This window comes from Bacillus halotolerans (assembly GCF_004006435.1).
GTDB lineage: Bacteria > Bacillota > Bacilli > Bacillales > Bacillaceae > Bacillus > Bacillus halotolerans.
The window spans coordinates 2,757,792-2,778,321 of record NZ_CP029364.1 but is presented as its reverse complement, the minus strand read 5'-3'; the positions used below and the strand labels follow the sequence as shown (position 1 = coordinate 2,778,321).

18 protein-coding genes are annotated in these 20,530 nt (G+C 43.4%); 1 reads left to right on the top strand and 17 read right to left on the bottom strand.

What is annotated here, in order from left to right; translation table 11 throughout:
* Positions 1–18: 18 nt before the first annotated feature.
* The gene (locus DIC78_RS14145) at positions 19–1,836 is read right to left on the bottom strand and encodes a zinc ribbon domain-containing protein (protein WP_127696469.1); all 1,818 of its coding nucleotides are present in this window, start codon (positions 1,834–1,836) and stop codon (positions 19–21) included.
* Between the two features lie 126 nt (positions 1,837–1,962).
* Between DIC78_RS14145 and DIC78_RS14140 the strand changes: the two genes are divergently transcribed.
* Positions 1,963–2,430, top strand: coding sequence for a GNAT family N-acetyltransferase (locus DIC78_RS14140; RefSeq protein WP_081638366.1), 468 nt, complete (start codon positions 1,963–1,965; stop codon positions 2,428–2,430).
* A 45-nt stretch (positions 2,431–2,475) separates the two neighbouring features.
* Here the strand turns inward: DIC78_RS14140 and DIC78_RS14135 are convergent, their stop codons facing one another.
* The 16 genes from DIC78_RS14135 to cggR all read right to left on the bottom strand — a co-directional run bounded on the left by DIC78_RS14135 (position 2,476) and on the right by cggR (position 20,461).
* Positions 2,476–3,708, bottom strand: coding sequence for an MFS transporter (locus DIC78_RS14135; protein WP_106021990.1), 1,233 nt, complete (start codon positions 3,706–3,708; stop codon positions 2,476–2,478).
* Positions 3,686–4,603 (bottom strand): TIM barrel protein, encoded by a 918-nt coding sequence (locus DIC78_RS14130; protein WP_095713004.1) that lies wholly within the window; start codon positions 4,601–4,603, stop codon positions 3,686–3,688. Before DIC78_RS14130 ends, DIC78_RS14135 begins: the two co-directional genes overlap by 23 nt.
* A gap of 3 nt (positions 4,604–4,606) precedes the next feature.
* Positions 4,607–5,284 carry a PIG-L deacetylase family protein gene (locus tag DIC78_RS14125; RefSeq protein ID WP_024122884.1) on the bottom strand — a complete coding sequence of 226 codons (678 nt, stop codon included), beginning with the start codon at positions 5,282–5,284 and terminating at the stop codon, positions 4,607–4,609.
* On the bottom strand, positions 5,247–6,005 hold the full coding sequence (locus tag DIC78_RS14120) for a WbqC family protein (protein ID WP_101859935.1): 759 nt from the start codon (positions 6,003–6,005) through the stop codon (positions 5,247–5,249). The genes DIC78_RS14125 and DIC78_RS14120 overlap by 38 nt, the downstream gene beginning before the upstream one ends.
* Positions 5,978–6,859, bottom strand: coding sequence for a GNAT family N-acetyltransferase (locus DIC78_RS14115; protein WP_106019568.1), 882 nt, complete (start codon positions 6,857–6,859; stop codon positions 5,978–5,980). Before DIC78_RS14115 ends, DIC78_RS14120 begins: the two co-directional genes overlap by 28 nt.
* A gap of 16 nt (positions 6,860–6,875) precedes the next feature.
* Positions 6,876–8,120 carry an aminotransferase class V-fold PLP-dependent enzyme gene (locus DIC78_RS14110; RefSeq protein ID WP_127696468.1) on the bottom strand — a complete coding sequence of 415 codons (1,245 nt, stop codon included), beginning with the start codon at positions 8,118–8,120 and terminating at the stop codon, positions 6,876–6,878.
* Positions 8,086–9,015: an NAD-dependent epimerase/dehydratase family protein gene (locus tag DIC78_RS14105; protein WP_095713000.1), complete on the bottom strand. Its 930-nt coding sequence runs from the start codon at positions 9,013–9,015 to the stop codon at positions 8,086–8,088. Before DIC78_RS14105 ends, DIC78_RS14110 begins: the two co-directional genes overlap by 35 nt.
* Positions 9,012–10,127: a DegT/DnrJ/EryC1/StrS family aminotransferase gene (locus tag DIC78_RS14100; protein WP_240671146.1), complete on the bottom strand. Its 1,116-nt coding sequence runs from the start codon at positions 10,125–10,127 to the stop codon at positions 9,012–9,014. Before DIC78_RS14100 ends, DIC78_RS14105 begins: the two co-directional genes overlap by 4 nt.
* Before the next feature lie 63 nt (positions 10,128–10,190).
* Positions 10,191–11,525 (bottom strand): nucleotide sugar dehydrogenase, encoded by a 1,335-nt coding sequence (locus DIC78_RS14095; RefSeq protein ID WP_106019571.1) that lies wholly within the window; start codon positions 11,523–11,525, stop codon positions 10,191–10,193.
* A 261-nt stretch (positions 11,526–11,786) separates the two neighbouring features.
* Positions 11,787–13,064 carry a M20/M25/M40 family metallo-hydrolase gene (locus tag DIC78_RS14090; RefSeq protein WP_095712998.1) on the bottom strand — a complete coding sequence of 426 codons (1,278 nt, stop codon included), beginning with the start codon at positions 13,062–13,064 and terminating at the stop codon, positions 11,787–11,789.
* Positions 13,065–13,246: 182 nt separating this feature from the next.
* A complete protein-coding gene (gene eno, locus DIC78_RS14085) occupies positions 13,247–14,539 on the bottom strand; it encodes a phosphopyruvate hydratase (RefSeq protein ID WP_007409956.1) in 1,293 nt (430 codons plus the stop codon).
* 27 nt (positions 14,540–14,566) lie between these two features.
* Positions 14,567–16,102 (bottom strand): 2,3-bisphosphoglycerate-independent phosphoglycerate mutase, encoded by a 1,536-nt coding sequence (gene gpmI, locus DIC78_RS14080; protein ID WP_024122892.1) that lies wholly within the window; start codon positions 16,100–16,102, stop codon positions 14,567–14,569.
* On the bottom strand, positions 16,095–16,856 hold the full coding sequence (gene tpiA, locus DIC78_RS14075; protein ID WP_010331914.1) for a triose-phosphate isomerase: 762 nt from the start codon (positions 16,854–16,856) through the stop codon (positions 16,095–16,097). Before tpiA ends, gpmI begins: the two co-directional genes overlap by 8 nt.
* Before the next feature lie 30 nt (positions 16,857–16,886).
* Positions 16,887–18,071: a phosphoglycerate kinase gene (locus DIC78_RS14070; RefSeq protein ID WP_095712992.1), complete on the bottom strand. Its 1,185-nt coding sequence runs from the start codon at positions 18,069–18,071 to the stop codon at positions 16,887–16,889.
* Positions 18,072–18,384: 313 nt separating this feature from the next.
* Positions 18,385–19,392 carry a type I glyceraldehyde-3-phosphate dehydrogenase gene (gene gap / locus DIC78_RS14065; protein WP_010331916.1) on the bottom strand — a complete coding sequence of 336 codons (1,008 nt, stop codon included), beginning with the start codon at positions 19,390–19,392 and terminating at the stop codon, positions 18,385–18,387.
* Between the two features lie 46 nt (positions 19,393–19,438).
* Entirely contained in the window at positions 19,439–20,461 is a 1,023-nt protein-coding gene (cggR, locus tag DIC78_RS14060) for a gapA transcriptional regulator CggR (RefSeq protein ID WP_106019573.1), read from the bottom strand.
* Positions 20,462–20,530 lie beyond the last annotated feature (69 nt).

Below are 20,530 nucleotides of genomic sequence, written 5' to 3'. Positions count from 1 at the left end.
GGTGATGGGGGTTTGTTTTTATTGAATAGATGTTAAATAAATTCTTCCGTCTTTCACTACGCCGGTGTAGGTCCAGTTGTATGTTCTGCGCTTTGTACTGCCGCCTGATTTTGTAATATCAAATTCTTCATATGTTTTAATTGTGATATTCGAGCCGCTTTGATTAAAGCTTTTTACCTCTACATCAATAAATACTTCAGTCGTCCCCTCGCTGTACAGCTTCTTAACCAATTTCTGCTGATCATTATATAATGAACTTCCTTTTTCCAGATTGCCTTCCATGACCGCAAATTCATTTAAATTCACTGCGGTTGATTGATTTGTCAGATAACTAACCATAAATGATGTCACTTGTTCATCCGTGACATCGCCGGCCGATGGGCTTACGCTTGCTTTCTTGCCTTTTGCGTCTGCCCAGGCTGACGTGTACGTCTCTGCATGATCATTTTTTATTTTCTTTATATTTGTGCCGGCAGAATCAAAAGTTGATTCTGCATCTTCGAACATCCACTTTTTCTGTTTTTTATCATATGAAAGCAGATATTCATAGCTCGGGCTCTCATCCGACATTTCAGGTTTAGTATAGTCATTATAATTAGCCGACTGGTGAAGTTCTTTTCCTTTTACTGACGCCTGCCATGTACCATCATTTTTCTGGGATAGAGCAAATGTATCCAAATCAAAGTCTGTTTCCAGATATTTTTCTTTTAAGTAAGAATCTGTGTTTTTCATCGAATCCACGTTATCTTTTACTTCGGCTTTCCAACTGGCACTTGCCTCTGTCATCTGAGCTGTATTTCCATCAGAAAGCGCTTTGGAATATTGCTTTGTCGTTTTGACAATCGTATTCATGATTGTTTCTTGTGTGTCTTGGTCAGGAATTAATGTTAACTCCATTTCTTTGCTATCAATCGGCACACCCGCTGTTTTTGTTTTTCCCCACGGAAACTCCGCTTCGACCGCAGCTGTCATTGATCCGTCTGTGAGAAGCGGGCCGTATGTGACAGATTTGAACGGATCCTTATGGATGGATTTACCGTTAATCAGCAATTCTCCCTTTCCATCCTTCATGTCGTCCGCTAAGCTGAATGTTACATTATCTGCTTCCAATGAGAGATCAACACGAAATCTGTTGTCACCAACCGCCTGAATGTCTTCCTTTTTCACAAGATCGACTACATCGTTTTTCAGTTTGGCTGAGACTGTATATTCGCCGGGAATGTACGGTCCGAGGGTTTGTGCTTGATCTGCTTTCTTTACAGATCCGGCTTCCTCTTTATTCACATAGAGATCCGTATGTTTATAATTGCTGGTTACTTCAAAATAAACAGGTGCTATCTTTAAATCATAATGGTCAAATACTAGCAAAGTTTTCCCGTCTTTCTCCGCGTATACAATATCCTTTTGGACTGTTTCAGCACGCAGCGATGAAAAAAGCTCATCTTTTTTGTCAGGATGATCCTTTAAATATGTAAGAAACGGCTTTACGTTTTGTTTAGTAAGCTTGAGCCTGTCATTTGCCGGTGTTAGCAGCGAAGCGATTTGGTCTTTATCCTCATCATTTACAGCCTGCTCAAATTTGTCGACTAACCTGTCCTTAGAAGTAAGGTACGCTCCGGTTTTATATGCAGCGAATAATATGACGCACGCTGCGGCAATGCTGCTCCATAACATGATGGTTTTCTTAGGGATTGGTTTTCGCGGAGCCTGCCTCGTTTCAGCAGTGCTTGCTGTTTCTTTATTTGCCTGTCTGCTGCTCCCTCCGATCGGGGTGCCGCATTCTTTACAAAACTTGGCCCCTTCATTATTTTTTTGACCGCATTCCTTACAAAACATGTGACTTTCCTCCTATTTTTTATCCACTATTTTGTACAGATTTCCTATGTTACATATTTTATAATAGAATGGTATGAAATTGGAGGAAATCATGAAAATATCTCTATAAACATATGAAAAGGTGGAATGTACGTGCAAAAGCTCAGGATTCAAATAAGAGAAAAAGCAAATGACGAATTATACGATCTATTGCTGCTCGCCGATCCGTCGAAAGACATTGTAGATGAATATCTTGAAAGAGGAGAATGTTACACAGCTTGGGCCGGTGATGAACTTGCCGGTGTTTATGTATTGCTAAAAACAAGGCCGCAAACAGTTGAAATTGTAAATATTGCCGTAAAAGAGTCTCTTCAAAAGAAGGGTTTTGGCAAACAGCTTGTCCATGACGCCATCGAAAAGGCAAAGGAGCTGGGTGCGGACACGATTGAAATCGGCACGGGAAATTCCAGCATTCATCAGCTTTCTCTCTATCAAAAATGCGGTTTCCGCCTGCAGGCCATCGATCATGATTTCTTTACCCGACATTATGATGAGGACATTTTCGAAAACGGCATACAATGCCGTGATATGGTGAGACTTTATTTGGATCTTTAATGAAAGAGCTGCCGTATGATAATCGGCAGCTCTTTCATATAGAAATTAAAAAAACTGATTCGCTTTTTTCCCGGCATCCCGTTGCATTCCCTGCCTCACTGACAGTATGAAAAAAGTCAGCACGAGGGTCAGACCGACAGCCAGAAAAATATAATCAGCGTCCATAAACACAAGAAGCACTGTATAAACAGCTGCTGAAAGAGGTTCTCCCATCTTTACAATAGAAAAAATAAGCGCGAAAATTCTTCCGAAGTATTCAGTCGGAACAGTCTTTTGAAAAAACAGAACTGTTTGCACATCAATATACGAGATAATAACACCTAGTATCAAAAAAATGACACATTCAAGCCCGCTAAGCTGAAAAAACAAAAACATTATGAGCAATCCGACAGCTGTTAAAGTTCTGGGATAGAGCCGTTCAAGCCGCTTAGTATTCCACTTAAAAAATACAGCAAGATTACCTAAGAGCATTCCGCCCTGAAACATTGCATACATGACGGCGAACCACACAGAATAGTTTTCATGAAAACGTTCCACTGCAAGAATCGGCCCCATAACCGAAATAAACCCGGCAATGACAAGATTCACGATAAAAAAATAACCGACAGAAGTCATCCAAGATGAGTTGCCTTTCAGCATTCTGTATCCTGTCTTAAGGGCTTCTGCCCCTTTGCTTTTTAGGCCGGCAGGTTCTGAAATGTGGATAACTGCAATCAATGCAGCGGATACAAAAAAGGCGGTTCCATTAATGAAAAACAGCAGCCCGAACGGAATGGCCGCAAGTAAAACGCCGCTGATCAGCTTTCCGACGATCAGACCAATAAGTTCGCTTGTATTCATTAAAGATGTCGCTTGATCTAGATGTTTCTGAGGGACAAGTATCGGGATAAGCGCGACTTTCGCCGGGGAAAAGAGCATCGATTGCAGCGATAAACAAAATGCGCATACACCGATGATCCATACAGTTAAAAAACCATTTGCGCTAAGGACTGCCAAGAGAATCATAATGACTGCCCTTCCTGTATTACACATATACAATATGGTTTTTTTTCGTAAAGAATCAATTAAGGGGCCTGTAAACATTCCGAAGGTCAGGGGAACGAGCTCGATAAAAGAAATCACCCCGACCAATATTTTACTTCCGGTCAAATCGAGTACAAGAAGCGGAAGCGCGATGAGCCAGACGCCATCCGCCGCGGAAGAAAATACTTGTGCAGCCCAAAGTTTGGCATAATTTGGTGTTCGATATGCCGAATCACGGCCGTTTTTGATCTTCATCAGAAGCACCGCCGAACCATTCTAATGTTCTCCATGATTCTTTTCTTTGTGTATAATCCTCTTCCATCACTTCAAATACGATACCTGTGCCATCACCGCGGTGTATCTCTTTTAACATCTCTGCTGCTTGTCTGAGCAATGTTTCATCTATCGTTCCTTCTGCGGGATGACGCCCTTCAAAACAGCGGACACCTCCATGCGGGAAGGCTAGCTGGCAAAACGAACTGAAATGATAATGTTTAATGCTGTCCTTTAAGGAAAGAAATTGAAAAAAGTCAGGGTATCTCAGCTTTTCATTCCTGAACATAAGTGATGATGATAAATGTGTCTGATAGGTAATGGCCCAATGACACAGATCCCATGTAATCCCGATATGTTTTAAACCGAGCTGAATCAGTTCCTCAAAATCCTCAGGATAAATGAATATCGGGTCAAAGTCTTCGCCCAGATTCCCGATAATCGGCAGATTTTCGACTCCAATCCATATATCTGTTCCTTTTAGCTCTTCATCAAACTCTGCAAAAAATTCAATGACTTTTCTGCGGTTTCCTTCTAAATCATAGCCTTGAAATTCTTCAACGGACATAAATTGATTGGCATGAACAATTATCCCCTTGGCGCCATATACATCCGCAAGCTCTGCAAAATGAAGCAGACGGTCCTTTATATGCGCTTCATGAACATAATCCGCATTGTCGGTGGGAAAATGAAGTGTCAATAATGACGGCTCAAGCTGTTTTGTGTAATCAAGTGTCCGCTTGAAGGTTTTAACATAATCTGTTGCTTCAAACGATTTTCCGTCAAAAATATTGGCTTCAAGGCCATATCCTGCTTCGACCCACTTTTTATCAATTTGCTTCGGGTCTAACCCGAAAAACGGTATTTGCGCAATCATCCGTCACCACGTCCCTCTCACAAGCATAAAAGCTTCTGCTGCAGAAAAACCGGATTTAGCTCCCCAAACATATGCATTATTTTCAATCGCTTGCAAGGACCGCGGATGCGGGAAATCCCTCAGCTCCGAATCGTAGCACGCCATAGCCTTCAGCTTCAGTTCAAGCTCTTCTTCTATATTAATGAAGAAATTCGCGTGGAATTGATCCTTATTCAAATAGTTCCACTCTGTCGAGGATAATGTTTCGTATGCCAGGACCTGTTTTACGGAATGACCTGGAAGCGGGCGGGTTGCCGTCATCACCGCTCTGAATACTACGGTATGGTCAATATTAATATCACCGCCGTATTGTGTATATACAATATCCGGCTGAAAGCGTTCAATTTGTTTTTCTGCTTCTTTTACGACATCCAGCAAATCCAGTGAATCAAGCCTGTTATCAGGAAGATTTAATCTGACAAAATCGCTTATGCCGAGCGTGCTAAGCGCTTGTTCCGTTTCACTATAGGAATGCTGCATGAGCGAATCACAAGGTTTTTCATAATCTTCTTTTCTGGACGATTTTCCCTCAGCCATAATGACAGCCGACACACTGTCTCCTTGACGGACATGTTTCGCCAGAGCTCCGCCGACGCCGATAATTTCATCGTCCGGGTGCGCCGCAAATACCATTACTTTCATTATATTGTCCCCCTTTGATTAACGTTTCGGAAATATCCGCCCCGCAATTCATAAGCATATCAAGCATAGAGAGATGAGGAATGTGCTCTCCGAATAACTGCGGATAATGTATTGTCCTGATTTGCTGGTATTCGATTGTAATTCCGCTTCTATCAAAATCACTTTCTATTAAATAGTCTGATCCTTGGCTGCCTGAATAATAATGATCAGCCCCTAGTTCCTTACAAAGTGCGAGCACAAAATCACTCTTTTTTTCATTCCGGCATTCGAGCTCCGAAACATAGCAAATTGGCGTTGAAATACGAAGTTCACGCAGAAAAAAATCAATGATGTACATATTCAAATCGTGAAGGTACTCCCATTCCTGCTGATAGACATCTTTAAAAAACATTTGATATTCCTCGAAATAGGGAGCCTTTGCATAATTCATTTTTATCGCCATCCAGTGTTTCTTTCGCCAGTCTTGTTCTTGATCAATTTTCATATCACGTAGCTCAATATCCTTATAATTTTTCATCTGCAGAGGAACAGTCAGCCACGTAGGGCCTTGAGACGTTTTTATCCTGTTCCGATTGAGAAATCCTTTTTTCTCAAACTGGGCTGTATCGTGAATCGCAAATACATCTGATTTATGAATTTTTTCAAAAAAACCATACCAAGGGAGATAACTGGACTGATGGCCGCTTACCACTTTTACTCCGTTTCTGTGAAATGTCGACATCGTTTCTCTTCAGCTCCCCAATATCGTTTCGGTCTGGCAATTTCTTTACTGTGAGAATATCCAAAATCAACCCATTGAAGCTTCTTGTCGATGGCGAATGATAAAGCGTTCCGCATTAACAGATAAGAAGCCTGCGTTTCTTTACCGGCAGGGCTGTTTACATTCTGCCAATAATAGAAATGAGAATGGTCATATAGAAAAATACTGCTGCTGATCATTTCATTCTCAAGAAATGCCCCTACCCAAAAGACTTGTCTGCCAAGGCTTTCATGCAGCCTCTGAAAAAAATCCTGGCTTAGCATATATGCTGCGCCGATAGCTGCTATATGCGCCTTATACAAATCGTAAAACTCATGAATCGACTCCTGTCCGATTAAGCGGACGGATACATTTTTCTTTTCCGCATATCTGACTGCAGTCCGTGCTTTTCCCGAACAGTTTGTCCATAGCTCTTCAAATGTATCGGGAAGCGACAAAATGTGTGTTGTTTTCTCCACCCATTGTTCTCCCGTTTCTTCGATAAAAGGGGTTTGGTCATGCGGAAGCAGGAGCCGCGATAGTTTCTGTCCAAATAATGCTTTGATTTCGCTTTGCAGCCATTCGAATGAAATTGGACGGTCTGAAATGACGCCGCCGTATCCTATCATATTACCGCTGAGCGAGCCATTCTGCTCAAACACCGGAACATATATCACTTGTCCGCCGTCCGATGTCAGCCTGACGGGGTGAAACGAGGTATTGGGGAGCTCTTCCATGAGCTTCCCCCAATCATAGCTTTGAAACAACCCAACCTGAAATATGTCAGCAGCCCGATCCCATGCTTGAGGAGTTACGGAAAATGCTGTTTTTTCCACGATATATCACCAACATTCATTTCTTATTCTTTTGCTTTGCATACGTTAAAACAGTTTCAGCAATATACTTCACCTGCTCTGTACCAAGAGGCGGTTTGAACGGCAGTGAAAGAACTCTTTTCCAAAGAGAATTTTCATCCTCAAGTTGTGAATAAGGCTGATATAGCGGAATCAGGTGAAGAGGAAGGTAGTTCCAGCATGTTTGAATGCCTTTTGCCGCTAAATAAACGGAGCAATCGTACCTTTCGCCTTCATGAGGAAATACGATTGTCAAATAGTTCAGGCTCTCTCCCGCCTGAGGCTGAATCATCTTGATCCCGTATAACTCTTCTGCCTCCGCAAAAATGTATCTTGCCGTCTCCAAATTTCTTGATGAGTCTTTCACCAACCGCTCCATCTTGGACAGCTGGTATTCGATAATGGCTTGTCTCACCGGATGCATTCGCAATAAAGGGACAGTAGCAGGTTTTTTCGGAAGGACTTCAAGTTTGCTCGTTTTTAAAGAAGTACGAACACCTGCTTTTCTGAATAAGAAAGATAGAGCCTTAGAACTCATCAAGGCCTGCATTCGCTGCTGTCTCATATAAGCATCATAATCAGCATCTACTTGCTTTCGCTGTTCCATCGGCAGCCTGCTGATTTTGTCCAGCACATCTTTCCGAGCGATTAATGCTCCGCCCCCTATACTGCCGAGAGGCTTCGACATTCCAAAGCTCAAGATACCAAAATCCCCCAAACCGCCTGCAAATGTTCCGGCTTGTTTTGTAAACATAGCCTGAGCAGCATCGTCGATGACACGAATACGCTTCGCTTTCGCCCACTCAATAAGATTCATGTTTTCCTTCCGACCGTAGACGTGCGTCAAAATGACAGCGCATGTCCTCTCGGTCACTTTGTTTTTCACATCTTCAAAAGACAAGGATAAATCATCATCCAGATTAGCGAAAACTGGAGAAGCCCCGGATTGAAGCACAGCATCAATTACATTCGGACAGCTGAAAGAAGAAAAAATAACTTCTTTTCCAGGCTCCGCTCCGGAAAGTTTCAGTGCAAGCACCAACGCCGCACTTCCGCTCGAAGTCAATTCGATACCCTTTCCATAGCGTTTTTCCAGTTTTTCTGCCAACCTGGTTTTTTTAGCTGAGATGAAATGAGTGAATGCCGGGAAAAGACTTCTGCCTGAAAGCTGCCTCGCATAAATGGGAAACTTGATCTGTTTGGGATTCTCAGGATAATGGAAGTTTTTGTTTTTGTCTTTCAACTTTAATCATCCTCAGGCCTTCATCAAGGTGAACTTTAGGAGCATATCCAAGCATTCGCTTTGCCTTCTCGATGGAAGGAGCACGTTTGAAAATTTCAATGTCTTTACCTCGGACACCATCCTCACCCAGCTTTTTAAAGGTGTAATTCTCTTTCTTCCTGCCTGTCATTACGTTGATTTTCTCTGCCAGCCCTTTTATGCTGATGGGCATATTGTTTCCTATGTTGAAATCTTCAAAAACACTGCCTTTATGCAGAAGTGCCAGATATGTTCCGTTAACGATATCACTAATGTAGCTGAAGCATCTGATTTGGCCGCCGTCTCCATAAAGCGGAAGCTCTGCACCAGATTCAGCCAAACTGAAGAACTTGTTAATGACAAAGTCCTCCCGCTGCTTCGGGCCGTATACATTAAAGTACCGGACAACTCTGACATTCAACGAGTTTGATGCCTGCTCCCTCAAATATTCCTCTGACTTCAATTTTGCTTTTCCATAAGCAGATTTAGGGAGCTTCTTACTCGATTCCGTATACGGATAATCGGGTGAGTCCCCGAATACCTCTGAGCTGGAGGAAAAAAGAAGGGTTTTGATGCCTAGCTCCTTGCATACCTCCGTTACGTTTTTCGTTCCCTCAAAATTTACCTTGATGACGTCCTCTTCATTGCTGCGGCAGCTGTCTACTCCGACCATTGCCGCTAAATGAACAATAGCATCTGCTCCTTTTAATGATTCCTTAAGCGATTGCCGATCTAAAATATTCGTTTGTCGGAACTCCGCCTGAAAATCCGGTTTTTTTTGATCAGCGATGATCGCATGATAGCCTTTATTCTGTAATAACCCGGCTAATTCACTTCCTATAAAGCCTGCTCCACCTAAGATAGCAATGTGTTTCATTGTCCGACCTCCTGGCTTAAAGATAAAACATCTTTAATTGATTGAACGATATATTGACAATCTTCCTTCGATAGCTGGCTATAAAGAGGCAGTGATACAATTTCAGGAAAGATGCGTTCAGTTACCGGCAGCTTTGCGGGAAAATGCTCACTATAGTAGGGATGCATATGCACAGGGATAAAGTGGACACTCAAGCCAATATTTTTCGCTTTCATATTTTCAATAAACTGGTCTCGCTCCATTTCCCCGCGTTTTTTCACCCGCAGAATAAACAAATGCCAAGAGTGGGTGATATAGCTGGGGATGTCTGTCAAAGGAAGTTCTGCTCTTTCTGATTGATTTGTAAGCTCAGACGCATAATACTTTGCGATTCTTGTCCGTTTTTCTTGGATCTCAGCAGCACGTTTCAATTGAATGAGCCCGAGCGCAGCCTGGATATCTGTCATGTTGTACTTAAAACCGGGAAGTAAAACATCATATCGCCAGCTGCCCTTTTCACCGTATCGATTCCAAGCATTTTTTGTAATGCCATGCCACCCATACAGTCTCGCTCTCTCGGCTGCCTCTTCATCCTTAAGAATAAGAGCTCCTCCTTCTCCCGTCGTAATATTTTTGGTTGCATAAAAGCTGAAGCATACTGCATCTCCATGTGTGCCGATCATCTTCCCGTTATATCTTGTCCCAAGCGCGTGAGCGGCATCTTCAATCAAGTACAGTCCATTTTCCTTGCATATGCTGCTAAGCTCATCCAAATTTGCCGGATAACCTGCAAAATGGACCGCAATGACTGCTTTTGTGCGCGGTGAAAGCTTTTGTCTAACATCTTCCGGATCTATACATAAATCATCCTCGCAGATGTCCGCAAAAACCGGGGTTGCTCCGACATGCAAAATGACGTTTACACTTGAACAAAACGTGAAGCTTGGAACAATAACTTCATCGCCTTTTCCTACACCGAGTGCAAGCAATGCCATGTGTAAGGCAGCTGTTCCTGAATTACAGCTGATTACGTGTTCCGCGCCTAGATATTCGCCCAGCTTTTTTTCAAATTCAATCACTTTCGGACCTTTTGAAATCCATCCTGACTTGATTGTTTCGGCTACAGTTTCCAGTTCTTCGTTTGTGATATCAGGTCTGTGAAAAGAGATAAATCGTTTACTAATGGTAGTTCCCTCCTATAGTGTGACAAGCTTTGCATTGTCAGCCATTTTTTCTCTGCAAATATTTCTGGTATCGAAAATAATAGGGGCTGTATCCCGCAATATGCTGTAATTTATATCATCATGATCAGTATGAATAATGACGACATCATATTGGTTGATCTTCTCCTTAGTGAAAGGGACGGAGCGCTTGATGCTGCCGTCTTCCAGGCGAATTTCACTGATAAAAGGATCATAGTAATCTATCGTGCATCCCTTTTTCATCAGATCATCGATAATTGCAAATGCAGAAGACTCACGAGAATCATTGGTATTTTTTTTATAAGCAGCACCTATTAATAAAATGCTGCACGGTTCTTTATCAACCAGCTTCATGGCATAGTCGGACACTGAAAACGGCATTTCAGAATTAATTTCATCAGCTAAATCAATCAGCTTTGTCTGCAATCCCTTTTGATTGGCTATCCATTTAAAATAAAAAGGATCAATCGGTATACAATGGCCGCCTACGCCAGGGCCGGGGCTGAATTTTTGAAACCCGAACGGCTTTGTGTCTGCTGCATTGATCACTTCCCATATATCAATATCGAGTTCTCGGCAATTAAGTGCCATTTCATTGATGAGAGCTATATTTACATAACGGTAGGTATTCTCTAGGAGTTTAGCTGTTTCTGCTACTTCAGGTGAGGTTACTGGATGAATGCTTGTAACGATAGTGTTGTAAAACGCTGAGGCAAGTTTTGTACAATTCCGGGTCATTCCGCCGACCACTTTAGGGATATCGGCAACTTCATATTGGCTGTTCCCAGGATCAATTCGTTCAGGAGAATAAGCTATAAAAAAATCTGAGCCTATGTTTACCTGCCGCCCTGTTGCCATTCTATCGGCGATTTTTTGTTTGGTTGTACCCGGATAGGTTGTACTTTCTAAAATTAAGAGCTGATTTGTTCTTCCGTAAGCCAACATACTGTCAACTGCACTGTCTATGTAGCTTAGATCGGGAATTTTATCTTTTTTGTTCAAAGGTGTCGGAACACATATCACAATAATGTCGCAATGTTCAATGAGAGACATATTCTCACTCACTTGAAAACGCTCTGTTTGTAATACCGCTTTTAATTGGTTATCGTCTATATCCCGAATATGGCTGTGCCCGTCTTTCAGCAAAGAAACTTTTTCGCTGTTCCTATCGAAGCCGATGACGCTGTATCCTTTATTGACACATTCCAATGCAAGAGGAAACCCCACATATCCCATCCCTAATACACCTACAACAGCCTGTTTTGTTTCAATCAATTCTAAAAGCCGCTTATGACCTAGGTTTCGAGCTTCTTGTGTGACAGGATTCATTTTTGGACCCCCTATAAGATAGAAAAGGATATATTTTTACAAAATTAAACAATTATCGATCGATACTGCAATTATAACAAAAGTAAAAAAACGGTAAATGAGTTTTGTATCCTTTTATTTTGTAGGACATTATGTTGTGATTTACTAGTAATTGGTATTTTACGTACCTATGATAAGGTATTTATTAGGAGAATGGTGAGAGAATCTCCCTTAATTGAAAGAATTTAGTGAAAAATTAAAAAACAGGCCGAAGCCTGTTTTTTATTCTATATTCGCCTCTTTTACAGCAGATAGCAAGAGCTGCCCCGCTTCCTTCAATCTATCTTTGCTGATATGTGTTATATTATCATTTTCAGTGTGATACCATGAACCAGGCTCTTGTGTATCCGGGCTGAGCCAAATCCAATTAGCTGAAGGTATGCCCGCTTCATAAAAAGACACGTGATCCGAGTATCCCAGTTGTGTGAGGCGAGGTGCTTCAAGCTGTGCTTTCCGGGCAGCGTTTACTGCATAATTGACACTTGCATTTTTTTTGCCATCCGGAGTGGTTATATACATTTGGCTGGCTTCTTTCCAGTCAGTCGCAATCATATCAGCGTTAAAGTTTGCCCGGCTGTGTTTGATTTCATCTGATGTAAGCGTACTGACATAATATGAGGAACCCGCTGACCACAGCTCTTCAGCTCCGAATAAGATAAAACGGATTTCTTTGTTTTTAGGAAGATCCTTGCTTTGCTTACTCATCTCCAGCACAGCAGATGTGCCTGATGCATTATCATCAGCCCCAGGTGCACCTTTAACTGTGTCATAATGGGCAGTTACATAAAGAATATCCGGGTGTTTTGTGTGCTGCGCTTTGCGTGTCGCTATTATATTCTGTGAAGTGCGGTTTTGATAGTTCTTAAATTGAATGACAGCCTGCTTTTCTTTCAGCAAAGCTTCTCCGTCTTCTTTTTTCATTCCCGCTGTCGGTATTGTGGTGTGTTTTGGTTTTACCGGACGGATCGCGAGAGGTTTTGTCTTGCGGTTATAAATAATGACAGCTTTCGCACCAGCATCTTGGGCGTTTTTTATTTTTTGAGATACTGATATTTTCCCCTCTCTAATAACGGCTATTTTTCCTTTTGCTTCTTTTACTTCAAGGTTTAACCCATAGCCTCCGTCAAAGACGGCAGCCTCTATTTTTTCTTCATCTTCCACAAAGTTCTTATCTGCTGAGCGTATTGGATATTCATGATCGCCTGCCATTACTGAACCAGTAAAATATGTTTTCACATGAAATGGCTGAATCCGAACAGTTAACCCCTCATCTTGAAGCCGTTTCGATATGTATGATGCCGCTTCTTTTTCTTTCTCTGTCCCTGTTTCTCTCGGACCTATGACTTCACTAAGCTCATGAATGGTTTCATACGCATGCTCTTCATCAAACAACGGGGCCATTTCAGACACAGAAAGAGGCTGCTTCTCATTCAGCTGTTCAGCCGAAGCTCCCCATATGACGCTTCCGGCCAGTGCTGCGGACATTAATATCAGTTTCATCTTTACATTCCTCCTCTTATTCACTCCTTTCTTTTCGGTTCTGCTGTGTTGATTCCTTTAAAAAGCAATAAAATGAATACTAATTACCAAATCAAGGTAATCAGATAGAAGGAGAATAAGAATGACAGCTAGGAAAGTTTGCATAAAAAAAGCCGCCGAGACATATCTCGGCGGTCTTTTTATTACTTATTCAAGTTGTAAAAAGAGTTAATACCGTGGTATTGAGCAGTTTCAGCCAACTGATCTTCGATGCGAAGAAGCTGGTTGTATTTCGCAACACGGTCCGTACGTGACGGAGCACCTGTTTTGATTTGTCCTGCGTTTGTTGCCACAGCGATGTCAGCGATTGTGCTGTCTTCAGTTTCACCAGAACGGTGAGAGATAACAGCAGTGTAGCCTGCGCGTTTCGCCATTTCGATCGCATCGAATGTTTCAGTCAATGTACCGATTTGGTTTACTTTGATCAGGATAGAGTTGCCTACGCCGTTTTTGATACCTTCAGCAAGTTTTTTCGTGTTTGTAACGAAGAGGTCATCACCAACAAGCTGAACTTTTTTGCCAAGACGCTCAGTAAGAAGCTTGTGGCCTTCCCAGTCGTTTTCGTCAAGTCCGTCTTCGATAGAGATGATTGGGTATTTAGAAACCATTTCTTCGTACCAGTCAACCATTTCAGCAGATGTTTTCACAACGCCTTCGCCAGACAGATGGTATTTGCCGTCTTCTTTGTTGTAGAACTCAGAAGATGCAGCATCCATTGCAAGTTTTACTTCTTCGCCAGGTTTGAAGCCGGCTTTTTCGATTGCTTCAACGATTGTTTGAAGCGCTTCTTCGTTAGAACCAAGGTTTGGAGCGAATCCGCCTTCATCACCTACAGCTGTGTTCATTCCTTTAGCAGAAAGAACTGATTTCAGGCTGTGGAAGATTTGAGCGCCCATGCGAAGTGCTTCACGGAAGTTAGGAGCACCTACTGGCATGATCATGAATTCTTGAATATCTACGTTGTTGTCAGCATGCTCTCCGCCGTTGACGATGTTCATCATCGGTACAGGAAGCGTTTTTGAGTTGAATCCTCCAAGGTATTGGTAAAGAGGAATCTGTAAGAAATCAGCAGCAGCACGTGCACAAGCCATAGATACGCCAAGGATTGCGTTCGCACCAAGTTTGCCTTTGTTTTCAGTACCGTCAAGCTCGATTAAAAGCTGGTCGATTGCATTTTGTTCAGTTACATCAAAGCCAAGAAGCTCTGGAGAAATGATTTCGTTTACGTTGTTAACAGCTGTTAACACGCCTTTTCCAAGGTAACGGTCTTTGTCGCCGTCACGAAGCTCAACTGCTTCGTATTCACCTGTAGAAGCTCCGCTTGGCACTAATGCGCGGCCGAATGCTCCTGTTTCTGTATATACTTCAACTTCAACTGTTGGGTTGCCGCGGGAGTCTAATACTTCGCGTGCATAAACATCAACAATGTATGGCATGAGTTTGTCTCTCCTTTGATTTTCAGCTTATTTTTGAATTAAAGATGTTCCAGTCATTTCTTTCGGTTTTTCAACACCGAGAAGGTCTAATAACGTTGGTGCAAGGTCGCCTAGGATTCCGCCTTCACGCAGCGTGATGCCTTCTTTCGTAACAATTACAGGGACTGGATTTGTCGTATGTGCAGTGTGCGGTTCGCCTGATTCTGTGATCAGAATATCAGCATTACCGTGATCAGCGGTAATGATAGCGTGTCCGCCTTTAGCGAGAATCGCGTCAACGACTTCGCCTAAGCATTCGTCCACTGCTTCAATCGCTTTAATTGTAGGTTCAACCATTCCGGAGTGGCCGACCATGTCTGGGTTTGCGAAGTTAAGGATAATCGCGTCATGCTTGTCAGCTTCGATTTCTTTGACAAGCGCGTCCTTCACTTCATACGCACTCATTTCAGGCTTCAAGTCGTATGTTGCGACTTTCGGCGAGTTGATAAGAATACGCTCCTCACCCGGGAATTCAGCTTCACGGCCGCCGCTCATAAAGAACGTGACGTGCGGATACTTTTCAGTTTCTGCAATTCGAAGCTGTTTTAATCCTTGCTGAGATAATACTTCTCCGACTGTATTATCAAGATTTATCGGTTTAAACGCCACATAGCCGTCAACTGTTTCACTGAAGTGAGTCAGGCAGACGAAATGCAGGTTTTTCGGATAATTCTCGCCGCGGTCGAAATCGCGGAAGTCTTTGTTCGTGAACGTGTTGGAAATCTGGATGGCGCGGTCCGGTCTGAAATTATAGAAAATCACAGAATCGCCGTCTTCGATTTTCGCAACAGGCTCACCGTTTTCTTTTGTGATGACAGATGGAATAACGAATTCATCGTGGATTCCATTCGCATATGAATCATCAACAACATCCAGTGCGCTGCGGTATGTCGGGCCTTCGCCGTATGCCATTGCACGGTACGCTTTTTCTACACGGTCCCAGCGTTTGTCGCGGTCCATTGAATAGTAGCGTCCGGAAATGCTGGCGATTTCTCCGACACCGATTTCCTCGATTTGTTCGTTCAGCTGGTTGATGTACGTTTTCGCTGTTTGCGGACCTACATCACGGCCGTCAAGGAAGCCATGGATATATACCTTTGTCAGCCCTTCTTTTTTCGCAAGCTTTAACAGCGCGAATAAATGATTGATATGGCTGTGCACGCCGCCGTCTGATAATAGACCGAACAGATGCAGGGCTTTGTCGTTTTCTTTCGCATTGCTGATTGCGTCAAGGAATGTTTGATTGCGTTCGAACTCTCCCTCGCGAATGGCAACATTTACGCGTGTTAAGCTTTGGTACACAATACGGCCCGCACCGATATTTAAGTGGCCTACTTCGGAGTTCCCCATCTGTCCGTCAGGAAGACCTACAGCCTCGCCTGAAGCAGTCAGTGTCTGATGAGGATACTGATTCCAATAGCGGTCAAAATTCGGTTTTTTCGCCAAAGCGACTGCGTTCCCTACTGTTTCGTTTCGTAATCCGAACCCATCAAGAATGATGAGTGCAGCTGGTTTTTTACTCATATTGACCTTCCTCCAATAATTGAACGAATGACTGTGGCTCAAGGCTCGCGCCGCCGACCAAAGCACCGTCAATATCGGACTCTGCCATATATTCTTTAATGTTTGCAGGCTTTACGCTTCCGCCATATTGAATGCGAAGCTTGTCTGCCGCTTCTTGGCCGAAGCTTTCAGCGACGGTTTTACGGATATGCGCACACACGTCGTTCGCATCTTTAGATGTAGAAGATTTGCCTGTTCCGATTGCCCAGATTGGCTCATAAGCAATAACAGAAGCTGCAACTTGTTCTTCAGAAAGACCAGCAAGGCCTTTTTTCACTTGGTCAGCCACAAGATCATTTGTTTTGCCGGCTTCGCGCTCTTCAAGCGTTTCTCCAACACAGATGATCGGCACAATGCCGTGTTTGAAAGCAGCATGTGCTTTTTTGTTAACTGTTTCATCAGTTTCAGCGAACATTTCACGGCGCTCAGAGTGGCCGATGACGCAGTAGTCAACGCCAAGGTCTTTCAGAGCAACCGGGCTGATTTCGCCTGTGAACGCGCCGCTTTCTTCGAAGTGCATGTTTTGGGCGCCGACTTTAAGGTCAGTGCCTTTAACAGCAGAAGTCAGCTTTTCTAGGAAAAGCGCTGGCGCGCAAACAACAGCTTCCGCTTTGTCTGCTGCTGGAATGGAAGATTTCACTTCTTCAACGAAGCTGACAGCCTCGCCGAGTGTTTTGTTCATTTTCCAGTTACCGGCTATAATTGGTTTTCTCATCTGTTCCACTTCCTTATAGCAGTTTTAAAATTATTTATCGTTCAGTGCAGCTACCCCTGGAAGCTCTTTGCCTTCCATGAACTCAAGGGATGCGCCGCCTCCTGTTGAGATGTGGCTCATTTTGTCAGCTAGGCCGAATTTTTCAACCGCTGCTGCAGAGTCTCCTCCGCCGATGACAGAGTATGTATCTTTTGCCTCTGCCAATGCTTCCGCAACCGCTTTTGTTCCTTGAGCGAACAAGTCGATTTCGAATACGCCCATCGGTCCGTTCCACACGACAAGTTTGCTGTTTTTGATTACATCAGCATACGTTTCGCGTGTTTTTGTACCAATGTCAATCGCTTCTAAATCACTAGGGATTTCAGAGATCGGCACAATTTTTACGTTTGCATCGTTAGAGAAATCATCTGCAACGAGTACATCTTCAGGCATGTAGAAGTTAACGCCTTTTTCTTTCGCGCGATCCATAAATGTTTTCGCAAGCTCGATTTTATCTTCTTCAAGCAGAGATTTACCAACCTCATAACCAAGCGCTTTAACGAATGTGTAAGCAAGACCGCCGCCGATGATCAGGTTGTCTACTTTATCAAGAAGACTTTCGATGACGCCGATTTTATCTTTTACTTTCGCTCCGCCGATAATGGCAGTGAACGGACGATCAGGGTTGGAAATTGCTTTTCCGAGTACGTCAAGCTCTTTTTCCATTAAGAAACCTGCAACCGCTGGCAGATGCTCGGCAATTCCAGCTGTAGATGCATGAGCACGGTGGGCAGCACCGAATGCGTCATTCACATATACATCTGCAAGCTCAGCAAATGCTTTTGCAAGCTCAGGATCATTTTTCTCTTCACCAGGGTAGAAACGTACGTTTTCCAATACAAGAACGTCTCCGTCCTTCATGTCGGAAATTTGTGATTTTACAGCATCACCGTATGCTTCATCCGCTTTTTTCACTTCTTTGCCAAGCAGTTCGCCGAGGCGTGCAGCAACAGGAGTTAAACGAAGCTCCTCAACAACTTCGCCTTTCGGGCGGCCTAAGTGGCTCGCAAGAAGGACTTTCGCGCCTTGGTCTGCAAGGTGTTTGATTGTCGGAAGTGCAGCACGGATACGTGTATCGTCTGTTACTTCCCCGTCTTTCATTGGAACGTTAAAGTCAACGCGGCAGAATACAACTTTGCCTTTTACGTCGATGTCTTTGAGAGTTTTCTTATTCATGCTTTAGGAGATCCTCCTTCAAAATGGTTTGCATGCAGCACGAAAAACGTGAAACCGTCTGATCAAGCGATTACTCCGCGAGGGCAGATCGCATACTTTTCGGCACAGGGCAGATCGTCTGAAGCCAGGGCAGTGGCCGCAGGCAAAGGCGCCGGAAAGCTGCAAAACGCAGATGCTTCTCTTTCACAGAACGTTTTCTGAAAGCCGGTCTTCATGGAAAAAGGGAAAGGGAGTCCGTCCCCTTCCCTTGTCCGCTTTCATTATAGCGCTTCTATTCAAAAGAACCAAGTCAGGTCCTTTTTTCAGCTATGAATTAAAGACCTTTTTTAGCGATGTAAGCTGCAAGGTCAACAACGCGGTTAGAGTAGCCGCTTTCGTTATCGTACCAAGAGATTACTTTTACCATGCTGCCTTCCATAACCATTGTAGAAAGAGCATCGATTGTAGAAGAATTTTTGTTTCCGTTGTAGTCGCCAGAAACTAATGGCTCTTCGCTGTAGCCTAGGATTCCTTTAAGATCTCCTTCAGCTGCTTCTTTAAGAGCTGCATTTACATCTTCAGCTGTTACTTCTTGGTTCAGTTCAGCTACCAAGTCAACTAAAGAAACGTTTGGAGTTGGAACACGCATTGCTCCGCCGTTCAGTTTGCCTTTTAGTTCAGGAAGAACTAGAGAAACTGCTTTAGCAGCACCAGTTGAAGTTGGGATGATGTTTTCAGCTGCTGCACGCGCACGACGGTAGTCTTTGTGCGGAAGATCAAGAATTTGCTGATCGTTTGTGTAAGAGTGAACTGTTGTCATCATACCGCGTTTGATGCCGAATTTGTCGTTAAGTACTTTTGCAAACGGCGCAAGGCAGTTTGTTGTGCAAGATGCGTTAGAGATAACGTCGTGGTTAGCCGCATCGTATTTATCTTCGTTAACACCCATAACGATTGTGATATCTTCTTCGTTAGCAGGAGCAGAGATGATTACTTTTTTCGCGCCAGCTTCTAAGTGCTTCGCAGCGTCTGCGCGTTTTGTGAAGAAACCAGTAGATTCAACTACGATTTCAACGCCTTGTTTACCCCAGCTAAGTTTAGCAGGATCGCGTTCTGCAGAAACTTCAATTGTTTTACCGTTAACAACAAGGTTGTTACCGTCAACTGAAACCTCAGCGTCTAATTTTCCGTGTACAGAATCATATTGTAAAAGGTGAGCGAGCATGTTAGCATCTGTTAAATCGTTAACCGCTACTACCTCAACTTCAGGATTGTTTAATGCTGCGCGGAATACGTTACGTCCAATACGACCAAAACCGTTAATACCGACTTTTACTGCCATGATTGTTTCCTCCTTTAAATAAGTGAGAGATATTTATATTGAGGGATTATTCATCCCTTAATAACTTCTTTGCGGCTCCTTCGTCAGTGACGAGAACCGTGTTGCGCGGCTTTTTAAAGTAAGCCTCGATCGCCTCGGCTTTTGATGATCCGCCCGCTACCGCTATTATATCGGGAATGGCGTCTATGTCATCCAGCTGCATTCCGACAGAATGCACTTTATGGACCACTTCGCCGTCCGCGTTAAAATAGTAGCCGAATGCTTCTGTCACCGCGTTGTTATCATCTATTTTCTTTAAGTCTTCTAAAGGTGTGTTTCTCCGCTCAGCCATAGTTTTAGCTTCGCCGATTCCGTGAACCAGCATACTCGCTGATTTAATCGTGTTCAGCACCTCTTTGACAGAAGGTTCTTCAATAATAGATGAATAGGCGCCTTGTGACAGCTGTCCCGGAACAAACAAAAGCCGGTAAGTGCCTGAAGCCTTTTCCGCCATATGCGCGCATATGGTGTTCGCCTGGTTTTTTACGTCTTCGCCTAAACCGCCTCTTGCAGGCACAAACAAAAGCTCGCGGTTTTTAGAATCCGGCGTCATCATCTCGGCGACAGCTTCAATTGTCGTACCGCCGGTCACAGCGACGATATTTTTGCCTGAAAATCTTTTTTTCATACATGCGGCAGCCGCTCTTCCCATTTCTTTTTTGACCCATGGGGATTGATCGCTGTCTCCGGATACAATAATGACGTCCTTTAGATTTAAACGTTCTTTTAATGTCTTTTCCAAAAGCGTCAAACCTAAAACATCTTTCATCGTATCTTCTAAAACGGAAAGCAGTTCATAACCTTCTTCTGTCAGCGTCATGCCGTTTGTTTTAATATCGACCAGATTCTGTTCCTTCAAAAACTGAACCTCGCCTCTCAGCACACGCTCGCTGATTCCGAGACTGGCAGACAGGCTTCTGCGGCCGATGGGTTCTGTCAGCCTGATATACTGCAAGATTTCGAACCTCTTTTGCATAACGAGCAGAAGATCAGGCAATAATTTTTTTTGAGCTTGTATTAACTGGTTCATGACTCAAACGTTCCTTCCTTTTTTGCTGGACACCAAACGTCCCGCTATGACAAAAAACGTCCCATCATA

Excerpts from the sequence above, each read along its gene's own strand:
- DIC78_RS14145 (WP_127696469.1), bottom strand. The coding sequence starts at position 1,836 with ATGTTTTGTAAGGAATGCGGTCAAAAAAATAATGAAGGGGCCAAGTTT.
- DIC78_RS14140 (WP_081638366.1), top strand. The coding sequence starts at position 1,963 with ATGTACGTGCAAAAGCTCAGGATTCAAATAAGAGAAAAAGCAAATGAC.
- DIC78_RS14135 (WP_106021990.1), bottom strand. The coding sequence starts at position 3,708 with ATGAAGATCAAAAACGGCCGTGATTCGGCATATCGAACACCAAATTAT.
- DIC78_RS14130 (WP_095713004.1), bottom strand. The coding sequence starts at position 4,603 with ATGATTGCGCAAATACCGTTTTTCGGGTTAGACCCGAAGCAAATTGAT.
- DIC78_RS14125 (WP_024122884.1), bottom strand. The coding sequence starts at position 5,284 with ATGAAAGTAATGGTATTTGCGGCGCACCCGGACGATGAAATTATCGGC.
- DIC78_RS14120 (WP_101859935.1), bottom strand. The coding sequence starts at position 6,005 with ATGTCGACATTTCACAGAAACGGAGTAAAAGTGGTAAGCGGCCATCAG.
- DIC78_RS14105 (WP_095713000.1), bottom strand. The coding sequence starts at position 9,015 with ATGAAACACATTGCTATCTTAGGTGGAGCAGGCTTTATAGGAAGTGAA.
- DIC78_RS14095 (WP_106019571.1), bottom strand. The coding sequence starts at position 11,525 with ATGAATCCTGTCACACAAGAAGCTCGAAACCTAGGTCATAAGCGGCTT.
- DIC78_RS14090 (WP_095712998.1), bottom strand. The coding sequence starts at position 13,064 with ATGAAACTGATATTAATGTCCGCAGCACTGGCCGGAAGCGTCATATGG.
- eno (WP_007409956.1), bottom strand. The coding sequence starts at position 14,539 with ATGCCATACATTGTTGATGTTTATGCACGCGAAGTATTAGACTCCCGC.
- gpmI (WP_024122892.1), bottom strand. The coding sequence starts at position 16,102 with ATGAGTAAAAAACCAGCTGCACTCATCATTCTTGATGGGTTCGGATTA.
- tpiA (WP_010331914.1), bottom strand. The coding sequence starts at position 16,856 with ATGAGAAAACCAATTATAGCCGGTAACTGGAAAATGAACAAAACACTC.
- DIC78_RS14070 (WP_095712992.1), bottom strand. The coding sequence starts at position 18,071 with ATGAATAAGAAAACTCTCAAAGACATCGACGTAAAAGGCAAAGTTGTA.
- gap (WP_010331916.1), bottom strand. The coding sequence starts at position 19,392 with ATGGCAGTAAAAGTCGGTATTAACGGTTTTGGTCGTATTGGACGTAAC.
- cggR (WP_106019573.1), bottom strand. The coding sequence starts at position 20,461 with ATGAACCAGTTAATACAAGCTCAAAAAAAATTATTGCCTGATCTTCTG.